This is a genomic window from Comamonas sp. 26 (genome assembly GCF_002754475.1).
Lineage (GTDB): Bacteria > Pseudomonadota > Gammaproteobacteria > Burkholderiales > Burkholderiaceae_C > Comamonas.
Map to the genome: position 1 here is coordinate 2036186 of NZ_PEFL01000001.1, position 16912 is coordinate 2053097.

The window sequence follows — 16912 nt, forward strand, 5'->3', positions numbered from 1 at the left end:
TTTGCACTATTTGGTATCAGATATGACCCGTGCGGTCTAAAATAGAGCCATGACAAGTCGCACCTCCATCAAAGAACAGATACAGCGCGTGCGCGAGCAGGCCATCGTGACGGCCGTTAATCGGCTGCTGGCTACAAAGGGTTACGACGCCATGACGGTGGACGAGGTTGCTGCCGAAGCCGGCATGGCCAAGGCCAGCCTGTACAAGCTATTCACGTCCAAGGAAGAGCTGGCGGGAGCCGCCATGGTCGGTGTGCTGGATCGCGCACTGGCGTTTGTGGATAGCTTGCGCGACGAGGCCGTCCAGGCGGCTGAGACCGCTACGCCTGTACGCCCGTTGGACCAGTTAAAGGCCGTGACACGTTGGGCCATGCAGACACAGCTGGAAGGCCAAATGCCCTCCCTGCCCGCGCAAAACTCCAACCTCAGCGCATCGCTGCAATCCAACGACGCTTATATGGACCGATTGATTTCGCTGAGCAACCGCCTCAGCATCTGGATCACAGAGGCCCAGACCAGCGGCCAGTTGCAGCCCACGCTGCCGGCCGAATTGGTGCTCTACACGCTGTTTGCGCGCGCCTGTGATCCCGTGGTTGCCCTGCTCAAGGAATCGGGCCAGTACACGCACGCGCAAATCATCGACTGGGTGTCGAGCACGACCTTTGGTGGATTGGCTGTGCCTGGGCAAGCAAGCTAATTACTTTGTTTCGTTAAGGTTCGGCTGCGGGAAAATGGATTCGTTTCATGAGGCCATTTTTTGCTGATCTTTATTCAGACCAGTCATGCACTCCTGGTTGTCAGGATTGCATCACTACTGGACCGCCCTTGCTCAAGGCCCGCTGGTATGCAGGGCGTGCGTGCATGCGTTCGCGATAGGCGATCAGATGAGGCCAGTCTGCTTCGTTACCTGCGCGTGCCAAAGCAGCTTCAACGGCAAAGCTCATCTGGAAGTCGGCCATGCTCAAATGCTCACCAGCGAACCAGCGATGGCTTGCTAGGTGATCTTCCATAAAGGCCAAGGCGGTCTGCACGTTGGGCTTAATGAGTTTTTGCTGCACCTTGCCACACAGCGCACGAGCTACCGGACGCACGAAAAATGGCATGGGCTGGTTCGGGATGGTGTCAAAAACTAGCTTCATCACCAGCCAGTTCATGAGTGAGCCCTCGGCGTAGTGCATCCAGAAACGGCACTGGCGGTGCTCAGCCGTTCCTCGCAACGGCTCCAGGTGCGAAAGCTCCATGGGTGCCTGATGGGCATAGCATTCAATGAGGTATTCGATGATGGCACCAGACTCTGCGACCACGATGTCGCCGCTGCTGATAACCGGCGATTTTCCCAGTGGATGGACTCGCTTGAGCTCGGGTGGCGCCAAGCGGGTCTGGGGATCGCGCTTGTAATGACGCAATTCATAGGGAACGCCAAGCTCCTCAAGCAACCACAGGATGCGCTGAGAGCGCGAGGTTTCAAGGTGATGAACGGTCAGCATAGGTAGTTTTCCTAGTGGCGGAGCCCGCTTTGCGCAGCCAGCGCATCAGAGCTCCAAGCAGGGGTAATTTTTCATACAACTCTTCAGCCGTATCCCAGTAATCACGGTGCTGGCTAACACGGCCTTGTGCATCAAAACACAGCAATGTGGCCCCGCTGATGCATTGATCAATTCCGGGCCGCCAGCGCCGCAATCGAAAGTGAAACTCCCATGCCAAAAAGGCTTGTTGGCCCTGTACCAGCCTCTGCGTGACTATGAAATGCGGGTTCTGCAAGGTGTCAAACATGTGATCGAAGATCTCGGCAATAGCCGACACGCCACGAACATCGTTGAATGGATCCTTGAAGTGAGCGTCTGGTGCATAAAACGCATCAAGTTGCCTGATGAGATCCGGTGTTAGCTTTTCATACAGCTGAACAAGTCGGTCCACGGCGGTATTCATATCAGTTGAGGTAGAAGGCAAATCTGCTGTCATTGGGCCCAGTAGCTCCGCTTGGTGTGGACCTCTCAAGGTCAAAAGTTGAACGATCAGTGAAGCGCGTTTTGAATATTGCAAGCAGGTAACACAGCGAACATAAGCTCCTAGTTTCTCCGATCAGATCACACAAGCGCTTGCTTCTTGGCTAGCTCCTACAGCGCTTCGGCTTTATCCGACATCTCTGCGCGCTGCCTGTACATCCGTATCTCCACAGGTATGTTCCAGGCCTTTGGACCCGCGCCGACCAAGGTCCCGTTGAGCAGCTCTTGCTCTATCAGTGACTGGGGAAGCCAGGCGATACCTCGCCCCTCCAAAGCCATGGTCTTCAGCAGCACGGCGTGGTGCGCAGTAAAGACCTCTTGAAGGTCGGACTCGGATGTGTTCCTGCCTGTCTTGGGCATATTGGGCCGCAGCAGCGTCCTCATGATTCGTCCCAGGCCTGAGTCCTGGCTATAAGCCAGCACTGGTACCGGCGGTGCATTGCCAATTGCGTGCAAGGCTTTTCCCATGGTTCCGTCTGGATGCGGTACACAAACTGGTAGCAGCATGTCTTTGCCCAGCAAGAGCATGGGGTACTCTTGTTCGTCCAGTCTTCCCGGAACATTGACATGCCCATGGCAAAGCACGAACTGCACCCGTCTTTGGAACATCAGAAATTCGCAGCTGCGAGAGCTGTCCGACATGGTCTGTAACGAGCCTATGTGCAGCCTTGATTCGATTTCAGCAAGCCAGCGGGGAAAGAACGTCAACGACAGAACATGCGTTGCCGCAAACCGCAAGGTGGACTCTTCCTGATTGTGTGCCGCCAGGGCCTTGATTCTGGCCGCCTCAAGGTCTCCGAGCACGCCTTCCAGAAGTGGCAAAAAACGCTGACCGGCAGCCGTCAGCGCTGCTGGATGAGCACTTCGGTCAAATAAATCGACTCCGACCCACTCCTCAAGTCCACGAATGTGGCGACTGAAAGCCGGTTGAGCGATGGCTCTAACCTCGGCAGCACGGGAAAAATTTCCGCTTTCAGCAAGGGCAATAAAGTCTTCAAGCCACTCCAAATCGAGGTTGCGATTTCCAGGTCCCATGCTCTGCGCTCGTTGTGTTCTATGAACTAGATAGTTGTATGCATTTCTAGTATTGGTGCTGATTTGCACTCTGAGAAATGATGCAGTCTCAGATCAACAAAGCCAACGCTCGGAGACTATACATGCCATCGATTTCCAACTACAAGGGGATCATCCCCGCTATTTCTTGTCCATTCACGCCTGATCACAAGATCGATGAACCGGCACTGCGCAAGCTTGCATCCTGGCTTGCGGGTCATGACGGCGTCGTCGCCATCATGACCAATGGGCACACCGGCGAGGTTTTTTCACTGACGCCCTCCGAGCGCGCCGAAGTCACCCGCATCGTTGCTGACGAACTTAAAGGGCGCCTGCCGGTCATCTCATCCATCGTCTGTGAAGGCCTGGCTGAAGCAGCCGAGCATGCCCGGGCCGCCAAAGAGGCTGGCGCTGTAGCACTGGATGTCATGCCTCCTCACCACTGGCTGCGGTTTGGCTTCACTTCCGAGCATGCCCTGCAGTACTTCGAAGCCATTCACAAAGCAGCACCCGGCCTGGATCTGGTGTGCCACGTATACCCGGCCTGGACGCGCGCCTCTTACTCTTCGCAGCTGCTCGCGCAGCTGGCCAAGTTGCCCTATTTGCAAGCCTTCAAGGTCGGCCAGCGCGACATGAACAAATATGCCCGCGACATTCAGGCCATCCGCGAAGCAGATGCAAGCAAGGCCATCTTGACCTGCCACGACGAATACCTGCTGGCTTCCATGGTGCAGGGGGTGGATGGCGCTCTGGTCGGTTTCGCCACCTTCATTCCTCAACTGATCATCGATTTATGGAATGCCGTAAAAGCTGGTGATCTGAAAAAGGCCATGGAAATTCAGGCTGTGATCACCCCACTCAAGGATGCCGTCTACGGCGGCGGCGAGCCGACTGGCGAAGCGCATGCCCGCATGAAGGGCGGCATGTACCTGGCTGGTGTGATTGATGACGCCACCGTGCGCCCACCGACCGAAGCTCCCAATGAGAAGGAGATGGAGGCTCTGCGCGCTGCCGTAGCACAGGCGGGCCTGCTCAAGCGCTGATAGCGGATTCGCTTGCCGTGGCGCACAAAGACGCCACGGCCATGGACTTTCCTAAAAAACGAAAGGAGACAAAGAACATGCAACGCAAAAGTTACATCAAGCTTGCCGTGGGTGCCATCACCATGGCCGTCGCCAGCATGGCCTCAGCACAGGCCTACCCTAGCAAACCCGTGAAGGTCGTGATCCCATTTCCGCCGGGCGGCACATTGGACACCGTAGGGCGACAGCTGGCACAAAAGCTCAGCGAACAGATGGGCCAGCCATTCATCATTGAAAACCGTCCTGGCGGTAATGGTGTGATAGGCGGCGATGTCGTGGCAAAGGCTGCGTCGGACGGCTATACCCTGCTCTTCAACGCTTCGACTTTCACCACCGCGCCCATGACGATGAAGTCTGTGCCTTATACGGTGGAAAAAGACTTTACCCCTGTGGTACTGGTCGCGAAGGCACCGCTATCGGTTGCAGTCAACAAAAGATTGCCCATCACGGATATCAAGTCGCTGATCTCTTATGCGAAGGCCAATCCAGGAAAGATGTCATTCGCCGTGGGATCTATCGGCTCGGCCGGGCACCTGTCCACCGAGCTCCTGAAGCGCGCAGGCAAGCTTGACTATCTGATCGTCCCCTACAAGGGAACCGCACCAGCTTTTCAGGACTTGATTGGCGGACAGATCGACGGATTCATCGACCCCATTCTTGGTTCATTGCAATATCACAAGAGTGGAATGCTGCGCGTTGTGGCCGTGACGTCTGCAGAGCGTGCTGCAAGCCTGCCAGATGTACCCACCGTGGGCGAGACCATTCCTGGCTTTGAGTTCTACAGCTGGTATGGGCTGTGGGGTCCGGCAAAGTTACCTGCCGATATCGGCAAAAAGCTCAATACCGAGGTCAACAAAGCGCTGTCTGGTGACATGAAGGACAAGCTCAAGGAGCAAGGAATTCTGGCCACGACTGGTACGTCCGAAGACTTCGCCAAATTTCAGAAGATGGACATGGAGCGTTCCCAGAAGATCGTGACCGAAGGGAAAATCCGTGTCGAATGATGCCAAACAATTGCACGCCGTCGTCACCGGTAGCAGTGGCGGTATCGGCAAAGCCATCTGTGAAGAGCTGTTAACTGCGGGCTGGCGCATTACCGGTGTTGACCTGTCGCCAGCAACGATAGAACACAGCGCTTTCGCTCACCGTCCACTGGATCTCAGCAACCACGAGCAAACTCACTCGGTGGTGGCTGATCTTGCCAACGTCGATGCTCTGGTGCACGCAGCGGGAGTACTTCGAGTCGGTGAGCTTGGAAAGCTGGATGCCAAAGCCGGTGAGCTGATGTGGAAGTTGCATGTAGACGCGGCATCTCAACTGGCCGACGCCTTGGTACCGGCAATGGCTGAGCGCGGCTTCGGCCGCGTGGTTTTTATCGGCAGCAGAGTTGCCCAGGGCCTGCCAGGGCGCGGCCAGTACGCCGCCACCAAGGCGGCGGTGATTGCCATGGCCCGCAGCTGGGCCGTGGAAGTGGCGCCAAAGGGAGTCACGGTGAACGTCGTTTCTCCCGGTGCCACGGCCACGCCCATGCTCAAAGACCCCGCCCGCTCAGGCAGTGCTCCACGTATGCCGCCCATGGGTCGCTTGGTAGAGCCCGGAGAGATTGCCTCGCTGGTCAGCTACCTGCTGTCACCCGCTGCAGCAGCAATCACCGGCCAGAACCTCAACATCTGCGGCGGATCGTCCCTGTCGCAATGAAAATCAACGTGTACCGAGAGAAATCAATATGAAAATCGTCAATATCATCGAGTCGACGCGCCCAATCAAGTCCGACATTCGTAACGCCTACATTGACTTCTCCAAGATGACCCTCAGCCTTGTGGCTGTGGTGACGGATGTGATTCGCGATGGCAAGCCGGTCATTGGCTACGGATTCAACTCCAATGGTCGTTATGGACAAGGTGCCCTGATGCGCGATCGCTTCATCCCCCGCGTTCTGGAAGCAGATCCGGCCACGTTGATTGCCGAGAGCGGCGAGAACCTGGATCCCCACAAGATCTGGGCCAGCATGATGACCAACGAAAAGCCTGGCGGTCATGGCGAGCGATCGGTTGCGGTTGGCACCATCGACATGGCGATTTGGGATGCAGTCGCAAAGATAGAAGGCAAGCCACTGTTTCAGCTGCTGGCTGAGGGTTACGGCAACGGCACGCCCAATCCTCGCGTTTTTGTGTATGCCGCCGGGGGCTACTACTACCCTGGCAAGGGCTTGGACAAACTCAAGCAGGAAATGGAAAGCTATCTTGCGCGCGGCTACTCGGTAGTGAAAATGAAAATTGGCGGTGCCAGCATTGCCGAGGACTGCGAACGCATCGAATCGGTGCTGAAAATACTGGGTCCTGGACAGCAACTGGCCGTTGATGCCAATGGCCGCTTCGACCTGAAGACAGCTATTGACTATGGCAAAGCGCTCTCACAGTACCCTCTGTTTTGGTACGAGGAAGCAGGTGACCCTCTGGACTACGAGTTGCAGGCAAAGCTGGGCGAGGTCTACAAGGGCCCTATGGCCACCGGTGAGAACCTGTTCTCGATGCAGGATGCTCGCAACCTGATTCGCCATGGCGGCATGAATCCTGAGCGCGACTACCTGCAGTTCGACTGTGCTTTGAGCTATGGCTTGGTGGAGTACCTGCGAACGCTGGACATGCTCAAGGAAAACGGCTGGTCCCCAAGTCGCTGTATTCCACATGGAGGACACCAGATGTCCCTAGCCATTGCTGCCGGCCTTGGTCTGGGCGGCAATGAAAGCTACCCGGATCTTTTCCAGCCTTACGGCGGCTTCCCGGATGGTGTCAAGGTCGATAACGGCTATGTGACGCTTCCCCCGCTCCCCGGCATCGGGTTCGAAGGAAAGTCTGATCTGATAAAGGAAATGCTGGCGCTGACACGCTGAATCAATACAGCATGATCTGCTTGGTTTCCAAGAGGTATTGTCAAAGCAGGTGGACCGCTTCCTAAACGACAAAACCAATATGGTTTGTTTATCGAGTCAGGAGCGGTCCAAGAGCGTTGTGCGACCAGTTGCTGTCAAGAGCTCGGCAGCAATCTTGTTCAGCGTGAAATTGCGCAAGCCCTAAAAGCCGCCGTTTTCCAAGCATAACTGCTGCGTCAGCAATGCCGCGAGCTGGCTGGCACAATAAAGGGATGAGATTTCTCCACACCATGCTGCGCGTTGGCAATCTCCAGCGCTCTATTGATTTTTATACCAATGTCATCGGTATGCAGTTGTTGCGTACCTCTGAAAATACGGAGTACAAGTACTCGCTGGCCTTTCTGGGCTTCGCTGGCGGCAATCCCGACCAGGCAGAGATTGAGTTGACCTTTAACTGGGGCACAGAGAGCTATGACATGGGCACGGCCTATGGTCATATTGCTCTTGGTGTGCCTGATGCCTATGCGGCTTGCGACAAGATCAAAGCAGCCGGCGGCAATGTGACGCGTGAAGCGGGCCCCGTCAAGGGCGGCAGCACTGTGATTGCTTTTGTGACGGACCCCGATGGGTACAAAATAGAATTGATCGAGCGCAAAGACGATCAGGTTTCAGGCACTGGTCTGCGTTAAGCGCTTTCCTGACCTTGCTGACCTTATGAACGAGCGGCACTTTGAGGCCGCTTTTTTGCGCCTGTTGTATCTGTCGATAAGTTCTATCGTCCAAACGCAGGTTTCGTGAAATTGCGCATTGTTTGAAGAATCACCGTTCATAAAACCGATGAGGAGACAAACAATGAGCGATTTGGTTCTGGTGCAAATACAGCAGCGCTTGCAGCGCCTTGAAGACCTGCAGGCCATACAGGCACTTAAGTCACAGTATTTACGCAGCTGCGACCGCAAGCAGCCTGATGTGATGCGTGAATGCTTTGTGGAGCATGGCGCAGTGATTGAGGCGGATGGTTTTCCGGCTTTCACCAGCCGCGATGGCTGGGTGGAGACTTTCACCAAACTGGCAGTGATGAATCCGGCCGTTCAGGACATGCATCACGGGCACAACCCGCAGATCCGCTTTACGGGGCCAGATCAGGCCATAGGCCTGTGGGATCTGGATTTTTGCCAGGTCAATGTGAAGGAGCGCACCATTGTCAATCTCTCGGGCCAGTACACCGATGAGTACGAGCGCGTGAATGGACGCTGGCAGATTCGCAGCATGCGCTTTCAAAGAGGCTCTTTTGTGATGCGTCAGGTTGATGCGGATGGCGCGGAGAAAGTGCTGGCACTGGGAGAGCCGCCTGCTTCGGGCTTTATTGAGAACAGCTAATACGTTGGCTGTTGCTCGGTAATTCACATATCAATAGCAAAAGCCCAATACGGCATCAGCTGTATTGGGCTTTTGGGTGGGGATCTTTGGCGGTATCAGTCGGCCAGAATCACTTCCACCCGGCGTGCTTCGGCGTTGCTGCCGTCGGCTTGCATTTGCTCGGGCTTCTTCAGCTCAATTTGGCCTTCAGCCACGCCCAGAGCGGTCAGAGCGGCTTGCACGGCTTGAGCACGTTGCTTGGCTACTTCGGCATTCACTTCCGCGCTGCCGGTGGCATCGTGAAAGCCGGAAATCACAGCGCGCTTGCCTGCGGCCACACCTTTGACCACATCGGCCAGAGCTTCGTTGGCACCCGCAGCTACCACAGCCTGGCCAGAAGCGAAGTAGAACTTGACCACGCCGTTTTCAACGATCACGCGGGCCGTCTCTTCGATGATCACCACAGGCACGCTGGTGGCGCTGGGAGCAGGAGCTGCAAGCTCGGCCTTGGGTGCATGGGAAATGCCGCGCTTGTAGACCACGGTGCCGACAACGGTGGAGACGACCAGTGCGATCAGGGCAAATAGAAAACCCAGGGCAAAACGCTCTTGGCTGTCGTTGTCAGAGCTGTTGAAAGACATGTATGAAATCTCCGTAGTTGCTGTTGAGTGTGAAAGTACGAAATCTGTGTCTTGATGCCGATAGAGCAGCCAGTGCTGGCGTCAGTGGCAAAACCACGCATTCTAGAGGTTTGCCATGAATTTCCCTACCGGCGTTGGCGCTGAGCCATGCAAAAACCAAGAGCCTTGCCATTTTTCATAAAGTGATGAAGCTGAGAGCTGGGTGAATTCGTTGCTGATTCGTTGCTTTTGCGCTCTTGACCGTGCTTTGACCCAAGACAAGTGCACCGTTTGCAGCGTGGCGCGTTATACAGGAAGTTCTTACAGCCTTGATGTCGGTTTTGGGAGTTGATATGTCCACCCTGCCCTTGTTAAACACCTCGATGCGTGATGCCGATCAGATGCTGGAGCAAGCTTTGGCGCAGTGGGGTGGAGACGGGGATCTGTGGGTTTTTGGCTATGGCTCCTTGATCTGGCGACCCGACTTTGAGTTCAGTGAGCGCCACGCAGCCCATGTCCATGGCTGGCACCGTGCTCTCAAAATGTGGAGCACGATCAATCGCGGCACACCCCAGACGCCGGGACTGGTGTTTGGCATGCTCTCGGGCGGCAGTTGCCAGGGCATGGTGTTCCGTATCCCTCGCGACGAGGGCAATGCGGTGATGCGCAAGCTCTGGCAACGCGAGATGCCCAATGCCGTTTATGACCCGCGCTGGCTGCCTTGCAGAACCACGCACGGACCGGTCAAGGCACTGGCCTTTACCTTGTCGCGCCAGAGCCCGCACCACACGGGTGAACTGGCGCCGGAAGACTACCGCCGCATTTTTTCGCAGGCGCAGGGCATTTATGGCACGACGCTGGACTATGCCCAGGCCACTTTTGATGAGCTGCAGCGCCTGGGCATCGACGACAAGGCTTTGAAGCGTCTGCTGGCTTATGCGGAATGCCGCAATGCGCAGCATCCGTCAGTGCTTGCTATTTGAAGCATAGCTGCTTGCGCTTTCTCTTATTGGGCTTCAAGGCGAAATGGCTTGAAACTTCGGGTGACTTCGGCACAATGGTCACTTTGATTGATGAGAGATTGCCATGTCCCCGAACCCGGTTGCCGCCCTCTTTTCTCACCCTGTGTGCACGGGTCTGATGCTCGCAGCCGCCTTGGCCCTGACGGCTTGCTCCACGAGCGGCAACATGGCGTCGCCCGCTTCTTCAGCCCCTGTCGCTGACAAAAGCCAGAGCAAGGGCGTTCAGTCCATCGCACGGCTGGAATCGACCAAGGGCAGCCAGGTCACGGGCACGCTGCAGTTTTTCCCGCTGGCCGAAGGCGGTATTCGCGTGCAAGGGCGTGTGGAAGGGCTGGCGCCGAACAGCGAGCACGGTTTTCATATCCACGAAAAAGGCGATTGCTCCAGCGGCGACGGCCTGAGCGCTGGCGGCCACTTCAATCCTGCCCAGCAGGCGCATGGCAAGTTTGGTGACAGCAAGGCCCATCATCTGGGTGACCTGCCCAGCCTGGATGCGGATACACAAGGCGTTGCCACTATCGATTTTGTGAGTAAGAACCTCACGCTGGACCGAGGCAGCAACGGTATTCTGGGTCGTTCTTTGATCGTGCATAACGACCCTGACGACTACACCACTCAGCCCACAGGCAACTCTGGCGCTCGCTTGGCTTGTGCGGTGATTGAACGCGGCGCGTAAGCGGGTTTCAGCTTCAATGCCTTGATCCAAGCCCCTGCTTCAGGGGCTTTTTCATGGCTACGACTTGGACTCTTTACTGGCGTTCTTGCCAGATTTTTCGTGCCTGAGTCAAGGTCTGCACCGTGTCCACATCGAGTACGCAGCCGATGTCATCACACACCCAGCGCTTCAATTGCTGATTTTCTGCCGCTTTACGGACGATGACGGATGCGCCTTGATCGCCACTTAACTGCATCAGCGCCTGCGCAGCGGCACGGCTGAAGGCCACGGGGTGGCCCTTCAGGCCCACTTTGGCTTGGTTGATAGCTTGATCCGCAGTTTGATAGAAAGGCTGGATGACTTGCAAAACACCATCACCCGCATCAGCGCTCAAAAGCTGTAAAGCCAGTGTTTTGAGCGTCTGGGGCTGCACCAGCGGCAGATCAGCCGGCAAGATCAGCCAGCCATTGGCGCTGGCTGTGGCTTTGACGGCTGCGGCAATGCTGTCGCCCATGCCGGGGTGTGGGCCGTATTCCACATGCCAGGGCAGGCCTGAGGCCTGAACAGCGGCCAGAGTCGTCTGCAAAACGGTTTGCTGGCCCAGCATGGCCTGCAGTTTGTGCGTGGTGCCGCCCGAGGCGAGAAAGCGCTCTCCCCTGCCTGCGGCGAGAATCAGCACGCAGGGCTGCTCCAGGTTGATGGGAGGGCTGACCAAAACTTCTTGCTGCATATTGCGGTTGAGCATAACGCTGGCTTTGACTGCGCGGCAGAATATGGGGCATGAGCCGACTATCTTCTTCCATTGCCGATCTGCGCAAAAGCTACGAGCGCGCAGAGCTGAGCGAATCCGCCTCCAACGCCAACCCACTGAAGCAGTTTGACCAATGGCTGCAGGAAGCCGTGAGCGCCGAGGTGCCCGAACCCAATGCCATGACCGTGGCCACTGTGGGCGGCGACATGCGCCCCAGCACGCGGATTGTGCTGATCAAAGGCTATGACGAACGCGGCATCGTCTGGTACACCAATTACGACAGCCGCAAGGGCCAGCAACTGGCGGGTAACCCTTTTGCGGCGCTGCAATTTCACTGGGTGGAGCTGGAGCGTGTGGTGCGGATTGAAGGCCGCGTGGAAAAAGTCAGCGATCAGGAAAGCGACGCCTACTTTGCCAGCCGCCCTTTGGATTCACGCATTGGTGCTTGGGCCAGCCCCCAGAGCCAGATCATCAGCGGCCGCGGCGTGCTGGTGGCGAATGCGGCCAAATACAGCGCCCAGTTCTTGCTGAATCCTCCCCGCCCGCCGCACTGGGGCGGTTTTCGACTGGTGCCCGACCGCTGGGAGTTCTGGCAAGGCCGCAAGAGCCGTTTGCATGATCGCCTGAGCTACCGTGAGGATGGCCAGAACTGGATTCGTGAACGTCTGGCGCCCTGAGATCGTTGGTATGCGCTCGGGCATGTCTCTCTAGATTGATGCTGAGAAGGCTGGTTTCATGACGAAATCGGCCCCCTCCCCTGATTAACTAATGGGTGGTCTGTTCTTTATCTGTTTCTAAGGACTCAAATGAATTTCATGTAAGTTACATTAGATGAATTGATAAAGAATAGAAATTAAGCAATGACGGATGCACAGGCAAAGCTTCTACTCAATGGGCAGGCAGTTTTTAGAGACTGGCTGGAGCATGAAGGCAGCAAAAGCTGGGATGCGCTGGATACCTCGCCCGACGGCAACTACGAAAAGGTCTGGCAGGCCTGGCTATGGCATTTAAGTGGCGAGGCTTATGCCGAAGACAAGGCAAGCCAGCCCTCTTTCCCCCATGAACCCAAGGACTGGCATCAGGCCACTGCCGTGGATGTGCAGCATTTTCTGCAGATTCGAGATGGGCAGCGGGCGCATCACCACCCCGAGCGCAAGATCAGCCCGGTGACCCGCAGGCGTTACTGGCGGCTGCTGGAACGCATCTACGATCACGCCATGGAGCATGGCTGGATTCTTACAAACCCCGCCACGGGGCTTGAGCCCATTGATCGCCCGCCTTCAGAAGATGGCAAGGGCCACTGCCTGCATCCCCTGCTCTGGCAATCTTTACCGCGCCACTTTCCGCAGGCCGATGGTTATCAGAATACGCGTGACCGGGCGATTGTGGTGCTGCTGTATGACTTGGCGCTGGCCCCTGAAGAAGTACGTGCTCTGCTCTGGAAGGATTTGCGCTCTAGCGCAGAGCTGGCTTGGGACAGTACGTCTAAAGAGATAGCAAAGTCCCCCTTAGTACTGCCCCGCTTCTTGCGGATTGACGGCGGCCGGGCCGCGCAGCAACGATTGCTTGAGCTGCCTGAATCCGTCGCCAAAGCACTGCTGGACTGGCGGCGATTCAGCGCAGCACAGCGCGGGCCGACGGTGGTGGATGGCGATCACATCGTGTTTTATTCACGCCGGGGCGGTGAATTGTCGGTACGCATGCTGTTTCATGTGGCTTCACAAATCATTCAGCGCGCGCACGAAGCGCAGGCTGAGGACAGCCAGAAGTCTCGCCTGCAGCGCGTGGGGCCGCAGGTGCTGCGCAATACCGCGATTGTTCAGTGGCTGCGCGCAGGGGTGCCAGAGCTGGAAGTCATCGCCAGAATTGGCGTGAACAGCACAAGAGCCCTGCGCCATTTGCAACACTATCTATAGCAGGTAGCCCAAGCTAGCCAGGGGCTACCTGCTAATCAGGCCCAGAGAATGCTTAGAAATCCATTCTCAGCCCCACCACCAGATTGCGGCCTGTCAACGGCGCTGCGGTCTTGATGAATGAGGTGGCGGCGTAGGCCAGGCGGTTGGTCAGGTTCTGGCCCTTGACATAGAACTGCCACTGATTGCCCCCGCTTTGCCACTGGTAGCTTGCGCCCAGGTTCAGCATGCCGTAGCCAGCGGTCTGGGTTTCGTATTGAGCCGTACGGTTCTGGCGCAGCACTTGCGTCCATTCAGCAGATGTATCCCACTTGGCGACTCGCGCATTGACACGCAAACCGGCTCGCAGCGCAGGAATGCGCGGCAAGGCCGAGCCATCTTCCAGTCGAGCCCGCACGCCATCGCCAAAAACCGTCACGCTCAGATCACGGTTGAGGCGCTGGGTGAGTTGCGCTTCCAAGCCGGTAAAGCGCGCATCGCCCTGCGTGTATTGCAGCAGTTGCAGGCCTTCATGCGCATCCAGAGTGGCACCGTAGATATAGCCTTTGATGCGGTAGTGATAGGCGTTGAGCTTCCAGCTCGTATCGCCAACCGTCTTGGCAAGGCCCAGGTCCAGTGCCTGCGAACGCTCGCGGGACAGGTTGGGGTTGCCAATTTCATAAGTCGCCGTAGCCATGTGCAAGCCGTTGGCAAACATTTCTTCGGCCGTAGGCATGCGGCTGCCGCTGGTGAACGAGGCCGTGGCGCTATAGCCAGGCTGGAACTTCCAGACCGTGCCCAGCGATGCCGATGTGGCGCTGTGGCTGCGGCGTTCGTTGCTCAGCTCGGCCTCCACGCGCTGGCGGTCATGGCGCAGAGCGCCTTGAAAGCTCCAGTCCTGCCAGCGATATTCTTCGAGCAGGTACAGGCTGTTGCGCTGGGTATCGGTGGGCTGCACATAGGCTTCTTCACCGGTAGCACTGAAGCGGCGCTTGAGAGTCTGCAGTCCCAGCGTGCCGCGCCAGCCAGCAATCGGTTCGTGCTCCATTTCCAAGCGCAGGTCATGGGCCTTGTTTCTGAACTGGGTGGCCACGCTGCCGTCTTCAATCTCATCGTGGCGATAGTTGGTCAAGCCACCACGAACGCGCAGCGCCGCAATGCCCGCCGTGGGCTTGCGCCATTCGCCGCGCAGGTCCCAGCGCTCGCTGGTCAGATCAACCACGGGCACGCTGCTGCTTTCGGCGTGATCGTGGTCATGGCCCTCACCGTCATGCCCATGGTCACCGCAATGCAGATGATCACCATGGGCGTGGCAGCCTTCAAAGCTGTGCTGATGACCGGGCAAGCCATACTTGGCCTGCTGGCGCGTATAGGCCAGACCCAGATAGCCCTGACTGCCCACCCAGGACAGCCCCACGCTACCGGTGTTGCCACGGCTGAAGCTGCCCGGCACCTTGTTCTGCCCCCAACCGCCGCCCACACGGTAGTCGCCCGCATTGCGGGCCACCCCTTCGGCATGCAGCACCAACTGGCCGTTATCGTTTTTGAGCGGAGTCGCCGTTGTCAAGGAGAACGCACCGGCCGAAATGCCTGCCGCCGTACCGGCCTGCACTTCGGCCGAACCTTCCACGCCCTTCTCGGGCACGCGGGTGGGAATTTTCCCATCCAGCACGTTGACCACGCCACCCATGGCACCCGGGCTGTAAAGCAAGGCGGACGGCCCGCGCAGCACCTCGATCTGGCTGGCCAGCAAAGGCTCTGTGGTGACCGCATGGTCGGGGCTGATCGTTGATGCATCGAGAAGCTCGGACCCATCGCTGAGGATGGAGACCCGCGCACCATCCATGCCGCGAATCACGGGGCGGCTGGCACCTGCACCAAAGTGGCTGGCATTGATGCCGGGCTCGGCCGCCAAGGTTTCGCCCAAAGTGGCTGCGCGGCGCAGGCGCAGCTCTTCTTCACCCAGTACCTGCACAGGCGTGGCCATATCGCCTGCCGCCATGCCGGTGGCGGAGACTGTGACCTCGCCCAGGCTGGTCTCTTGCTGCGCCAGAACCAAGGGCGAGCAGACCAGCAGGCCTAGGCCGGAGCCCATGAGCACAGCGGTTTGGGTCGCCTTATGAAAACGACGAGGAGAGAATTTAGAAAAACGTTGAGACATCTCAGTTCCACCAACAACCGTGCGCACGCAGGCCATCATCAGCCACGTGAAATGCGCACGGAAATTTCAATCAAAACTGGCTGTAGCGCTTATGAATAAAGCGCTATCAGCTATCAGTTTGGGAGTTGTGGGCGTCGATACTTCTTCATGCCAAAGCATGAAGCGATCTAAGCCATGGAGCTGAGAAGTGAGGGAGGCCCGCGCGCATCGAACGGCGCGGCGAAAAAGATGGTTCGCGGCTCAGGCGTAAATGGTTGCGGCAGCGCAGTCGCCGGAACAGGCGCCACAAAGGCCACCACGGCAGGCGGCCCGGCATAACCATGATTGGCTTGATCAAGCAGCTGACATTCAGCCGGGCCGTGGCCCGCGAATAGCGCATGAACCCATGACAGATCGGAGGCGCAGCCACTGCGATCATTACTCGCGCTGATGCAATCAGCCCCAGAACTGACTACCGTGGCTTGCGCCAGCAGCGCTGTAGTCGCCGCTGCATGGCCCCAATGCGGGCCGTGAGCCGTATTTTGCGTCGCCCCCGCATGCACTGCACGGTGCATCTGCCCCAGAGCGGGGCTCAGCACCATGACCAGAGCTAGCAGGGTCGTGAGCCAACCCATGCTCCAGCGCATCATCCAGATTTCACGCAGGCTCCCGCGAACGTCAGCACGGGCTGAGCGGCGGTAAGTACGCTGGCGAATGGGGGAGGACAAGGTCTAAAGGACTGGAAAAAGGGAAAAAGCCAGAGTCTGCGAGTTGGAACGCAACCCAACGAAAGGTTGCAGAGTGTAGCAATGTCCTCGCTCAATCCTTGAGCCAACGCGTGAAAGCCTTTTGAAATTTCTGCACCTTGGGGCCAACGACAAATGAGCAGTAGCCCTGATTGGGGTTCTGCAAAAAATAGTCCTGGTGGTAGTCCTCGGCTGGCCAGTACTTTTGAATAGGTTCCAACTCAGTGACGACTGGGGTGTCAAACGCTTTTTCGGCCTGCATTTCATCGAGCAGTGCACGCGCTGTGGCCGCCTGTGCGTCGGTCGTGGTGTAGATGGCGCTGCGGTATTGCGTGCCCACATCGTTGCCCTGGCGGTTGAGTGTGGTCGGGTCGTGCGTGCCAAAAAAGACCAACAGCACATCGCGCAGGCTGATGACGGCCGGGTCGAATTCCAGCTTCACTACCTCTGCATGGCCGGTCTGGCCAGTGCAAATATCCTCGTAGCTAGGATGATCGAGGTGGCCGTTGGCGTAACCGCTTTCCACATCAAGCACGCCGCGCACGCGATCGAAGACGGCTTCAGTGCACCAGAAGCAACCACCGCCCAGGTAAATGGTTTCCGCAGCCATCACACTTTCCTTTTTGCTAAGACCCGGTAAGCGTAGCTCAAATCGACTACCCATTTTTACCAATGACAGCGATTGCAGCAGCGCTATGCTTCTTATCGCCTACT

19 protein-coding genes are annotated in these 16912 nt (G+C 57.4%); 11 read left to right on the top strand and 8 right to left on the bottom strand.

Features of this window, described 5'->3' with window-relative positions; genetic code table 11:
• Window positions 1-49: 49 nt before the first annotated feature.
• Complete coding sequence (locus tag CLU84_RS09415; RefSeq protein WP_099736941.1) at window positions 50-697, top strand: TetR/AcrR family transcriptional regulator; 648 nt, start codon at window positions 50-52, stop codon at window positions 695-697.
• A gap of 100 nt (window positions 698-797) precedes the next feature.
• On the opposite strand, the gene CLU84_RS09420 is transcribed toward CLU84_RS09415, so the two are convergent.
• The 3 genes from CLU84_RS09420 to CLU84_RS09430 form a co-directional block, all read right to left on the bottom strand.
• Window positions 798-1487, bottom strand: coding sequence for a glutathione S-transferase family protein (locus CLU84_RS09420; RefSeq protein ID WP_099736942.1), 690 nt, complete (start codon window positions 1485-1487; stop codon window positions 798-800).
• Window positions 1465-1962: a nuclear transport factor 2 family protein gene (locus CLU84_RS09425; protein WP_099736943.1), complete on the bottom strand. Its 498-nt coding sequence runs from the start codon at window positions 1960-1962 to the stop codon at window positions 1465-1467. The genes CLU84_RS09420 and CLU84_RS09425 overlap by 23 nt, the downstream gene beginning before the upstream one ends.
• 155 nt (window positions 1963-2117) lie before the next feature.
• On the bottom strand, window positions 2118-3041 hold the full coding sequence (locus CLU84_RS09430; RefSeq protein ID WP_099736944.1) for a LysR family transcriptional regulator: 924 nt from the start codon (window positions 3039-3041) through the stop codon (window positions 2118-2120).
• 122 nt (window positions 3042-3163) lie between these two features.
• Here CLU84_RS09430 and CLU84_RS09435 point away from each other — a divergent pair, with 122 nt between their 5' ends.
• From CLU84_RS09435 to CLU84_RS09460, 6 genes are all read left to right on the top strand, one after another.
• Window positions 3164-4102, top strand: a complete 939-nt coding sequence (locus tag CLU84_RS09435) for a dihydrodipicolinate synthase family protein (RefSeq protein ID WP_099736945.1) — start codon at window positions 3164-3166, stop codon at window positions 4100-4102.
• A gap of 77 nt (window positions 4103-4179) precedes the next feature.
• Window positions 4180-5145: a tripartite tricarboxylate transporter substrate binding protein gene (locus CLU84_RS09440; protein WP_099736946.1), complete on the top strand. Its 966-nt coding sequence runs from the start codon at window positions 4180-4182 to the stop codon at window positions 5143-5145.
• A complete protein-coding gene (locus CLU84_RS09445) occupies window positions 5135-5839 on the top strand; it encodes an SDR family NAD(P)-dependent oxidoreductase (RefSeq protein ID WP_099736947.1) in 705 nt (234 codons plus the stop codon). Before CLU84_RS09440 ends, CLU84_RS09445 begins: the two co-directional genes overlap by 11 nt.
• Before the next feature lie 28 nt (window positions 5840-5867).
• Window positions 5868-7034 carry a mandelate racemase/muconate lactonizing enzyme family protein gene (locus tag CLU84_RS09450; RefSeq protein WP_099736948.1) on the top strand — a complete coding sequence of 389 codons (1167 nt, stop codon included), beginning with the start codon at window positions 5868-5870 and terminating at the stop codon, window positions 7032-7034.
• A 251-nt stretch (window positions 7035-7285) separates the two neighbouring features.
• Window positions 7286-7702 (top strand): lactoylglutathione lyase, encoded by a 417-nt coding sequence (gene gloA / locus CLU84_RS09455; protein ID WP_099736949.1) that lies wholly within the window; start codon window positions 7286-7288, stop codon window positions 7700-7702.
• Between the two features lie 163 nt (window positions 7703-7865).
• Window positions 7866-8393: a nuclear transport factor 2 family protein gene (locus CLU84_RS09460; protein WP_099736950.1), complete on the top strand. Its 528-nt coding sequence runs from the start codon at window positions 7866-7868 to the stop codon at window positions 8391-8393.
• A 95-nt stretch (window positions 8394-8488) separates the two neighbouring features.
• Here CLU84_RS09460 and CLU84_RS09465 read toward each other — a convergent pair whose 3' ends face one another.
• Window positions 8489-9013 (bottom strand): OmpA family protein, encoded by a 525-nt coding sequence (locus CLU84_RS09465; protein ID WP_099736951.1) that lies wholly within the window; start codon window positions 9011-9013, stop codon window positions 8489-8491.
• A gap of 332 nt (window positions 9014-9345) precedes the next feature.
• Here CLU84_RS09465 and CLU84_RS09470 point away from each other — a divergent pair, with 332 nt between their 5' ends.
• Together CLU84_RS09470 and CLU84_RS09475 are read left to right on the top strand one after the other, a co-directional pair.
• The gene (locus CLU84_RS09470) at window positions 9346-9975 is read left to right on the top strand and encodes a gamma-glutamylcyclotransferase (protein ID WP_099736952.1); all 630 of its coding nucleotides are present in this window, start codon (window positions 9346-9348) and stop codon (window positions 9973-9975) included.
• A gap of 103 nt (window positions 9976-10078) precedes the next feature.
• Window positions 10079-10690: a superoxide dismutase family protein gene (locus tag CLU84_RS09475; RefSeq protein WP_099736953.1), complete on the top strand. Its 612-nt coding sequence runs from the start codon at window positions 10079-10081 to the stop codon at window positions 10688-10690.
• 73 nt (window positions 10691-10763) lie between these two features.
• Here CLU84_RS09475 and CLU84_RS09480 read toward each other — a convergent pair whose 3' ends face one another.
• Complete coding sequence (locus tag CLU84_RS09480) at window positions 10764-11414, bottom strand: NTP transferase domain-containing protein (RefSeq protein ID WP_099736954.1); 651 nt, start codon at window positions 11412-11414, stop codon at window positions 10764-10766.
• Window positions 11415-11449: 35 nt separating this feature from the next.
• Between CLU84_RS09480 and pdxH the strand changes: the two genes are divergently transcribed.
• Both pdxH and CLU84_RS09490 read left to right on the top strand, forming a co-directional pair.
• A complete protein-coding gene (gene pdxH / locus CLU84_RS09485) occupies window positions 11450-12097 on the top strand; it encodes a pyridoxamine 5'-phosphate oxidase (protein ID WP_099736955.1) in 648 nt (215 codons plus the stop codon).
• Window positions 12098-12280: 183 nt separating this feature from the next.
• Entirely contained in the window at window positions 12281-13336 is a 1056-nt protein-coding gene (locus CLU84_RS09490) for a site-specific integrase (RefSeq protein WP_099736956.1), read from the top strand.
• A 52-nt stretch (window positions 13337-13388) separates the two neighbouring features.
• Here the strand turns inward: CLU84_RS09490 and CLU84_RS09495 are convergent, their stop codons facing one another.
• The 3 genes from CLU84_RS09495 to msrA form a co-directional block, all read right to left on the bottom strand.
• Entirely contained in the window at window positions 13389-15473 is a 2085-nt protein-coding gene (locus CLU84_RS09495; protein WP_099737958.1) for a TonB-dependent receptor domain-containing protein, read from the bottom strand.
• 167 nt (window positions 15474-15640) lie between these two features.
• Window positions 15641-16087 (bottom strand): hypothetical protein, encoded by a 447-nt coding sequence (locus CLU84_RS09500; protein ID WP_369826854.1) that lies wholly within the window; start codon window positions 16085-16087, stop codon window positions 15641-15643.
• 184 nt (window positions 16088-16271) lie between these two features.
• The gene (gene msrA, locus CLU84_RS09505; RefSeq protein WP_099736957.1) at window positions 16272-16808 is read right to left on the bottom strand and encodes a peptide-methionine (S)-S-oxide reductase MsrA; all 537 of its coding nucleotides are present in this window, start codon (window positions 16806-16808) and stop codon (window positions 16272-16274) included.
• Between the last annotated feature and the right edge of the window lie 104 nt (window positions 16809-16912).

What these genes read in the sequence shown, in the direction of transcription:
- CLU84_RS09415 (WP_099736941.1), top strand. Translation starts at nt 50, where the DNA reads ATGACAAGTCGCACCTCCATCAAAGAACAGATACAGCGCGTGCGCGAG.
- CLU84_RS09420 (WP_099736942.1), bottom strand. Translation starts at nt 1,487, where the DNA reads ATGCTGACCGTTCATCACCTTGAAACCTCGCGCTCTCAGCGCATCCTG.
- CLU84_RS09425 (WP_099736943.1), bottom strand. Translation starts at nt 1,962, where the DNA reads ATGACAGCAGATTTGCCTTCTACCTCAACTGATATGAATACCGCCGTG.
- CLU84_RS09430 (WP_099736944.1), bottom strand. Translation starts at nt 3,041, where the DNA reads ATGGGACCTGGAAATCGCAACCTCGATTTGGAGTGGCTTGAAGACTTT.
- CLU84_RS09435 (WP_099736945.1), top strand. Translation starts at nt 3,164, where the DNA reads ATGCCATCGATTTCCAACTACAAGGGGATCATCCCCGCTATTTCTTGT.
- CLU84_RS09440 (WP_099736946.1), top strand. Translation starts at nt 4,180, where the DNA reads ATGCAACGCAAAAGTTACATCAAGCTTGCCGTGGGTGCCATCACCATG.
- CLU84_RS09450 (WP_099736948.1), top strand. Translation starts at nt 5,868, where the DNA reads ATGAAAATCGTCAATATCATCGAGTCGACGCGCCCAATCAAGTCCGAC.
- gloA (WP_099736949.1), top strand. Translation starts at nt 7,286, where the DNA reads ATGAGATTTCTCCACACCATGCTGCGCGTTGGCAATCTCCAGCGCTCT.
- CLU84_RS09460 (WP_099736950.1), top strand. Translation starts at nt 7,866, where the DNA reads ATGAGCGATTTGGTTCTGGTGCAAATACAGCAGCGCTTGCAGCGCCTT.
- CLU84_RS09465 (WP_099736951.1), bottom strand. Translation starts at nt 9,013, where the DNA reads ATGTCTTTCAACAGCTCTGACAACGACAGCCAAGAGCGTTTTGCCCTG.
- CLU84_RS09470 (WP_099736952.1), top strand. Translation starts at nt 9,346, where the DNA reads ATGTCCACCCTGCCCTTGTTAAACACCTCGATGCGTGATGCCGATCAG.
- CLU84_RS09475 (WP_099736953.1), top strand. Translation starts at nt 10,079, where the DNA reads ATGTCCCCGAACCCGGTTGCCGCCCTCTTTTCTCACCCTGTGTGCACG.
- CLU84_RS09480 (WP_099736954.1), bottom strand. Translation starts at nt 11,414, where the DNA reads ATGCTCAACCGCAATATGCAGCAAGAAGTTTTGGTCAGCCCTCCCATC.
- pdxH (WP_099736955.1), top strand. Translation starts at nt 11,450, where the DNA reads ATGAGCCGACTATCTTCTTCCATTGCCGATCTGCGCAAAAGCTACGAG.
- CLU84_RS09490 (WP_099736956.1), top strand. Translation starts at nt 12,281, where the DNA reads ATGACGGATGCACAGGCAAAGCTTCTACTCAATGGGCAGGCAGTTTTT.
- CLU84_RS09495 (WP_099737958.1), bottom strand. Translation starts at nt 15,473, where the DNA reads ATGTCTCAACGTTTTTCTAAATTCTCTCCTCGTCGTTTTCATAAGGCG.
- CLU84_RS09500 (WP_369826854.1), bottom strand. Translation starts at nt 16,087, where the DNA reads ATGGGTTGGCTCACGACCCTGCTAGCTCTGGTCATGGTGCTGAGCCCC.
- msrA (WP_099736957.1), bottom strand. Translation starts at nt 16,808, where the DNA reads ATGGCTGCGGAAACCATTTACCTGGGCGGTGGTTGCTTCTGGTGCACT.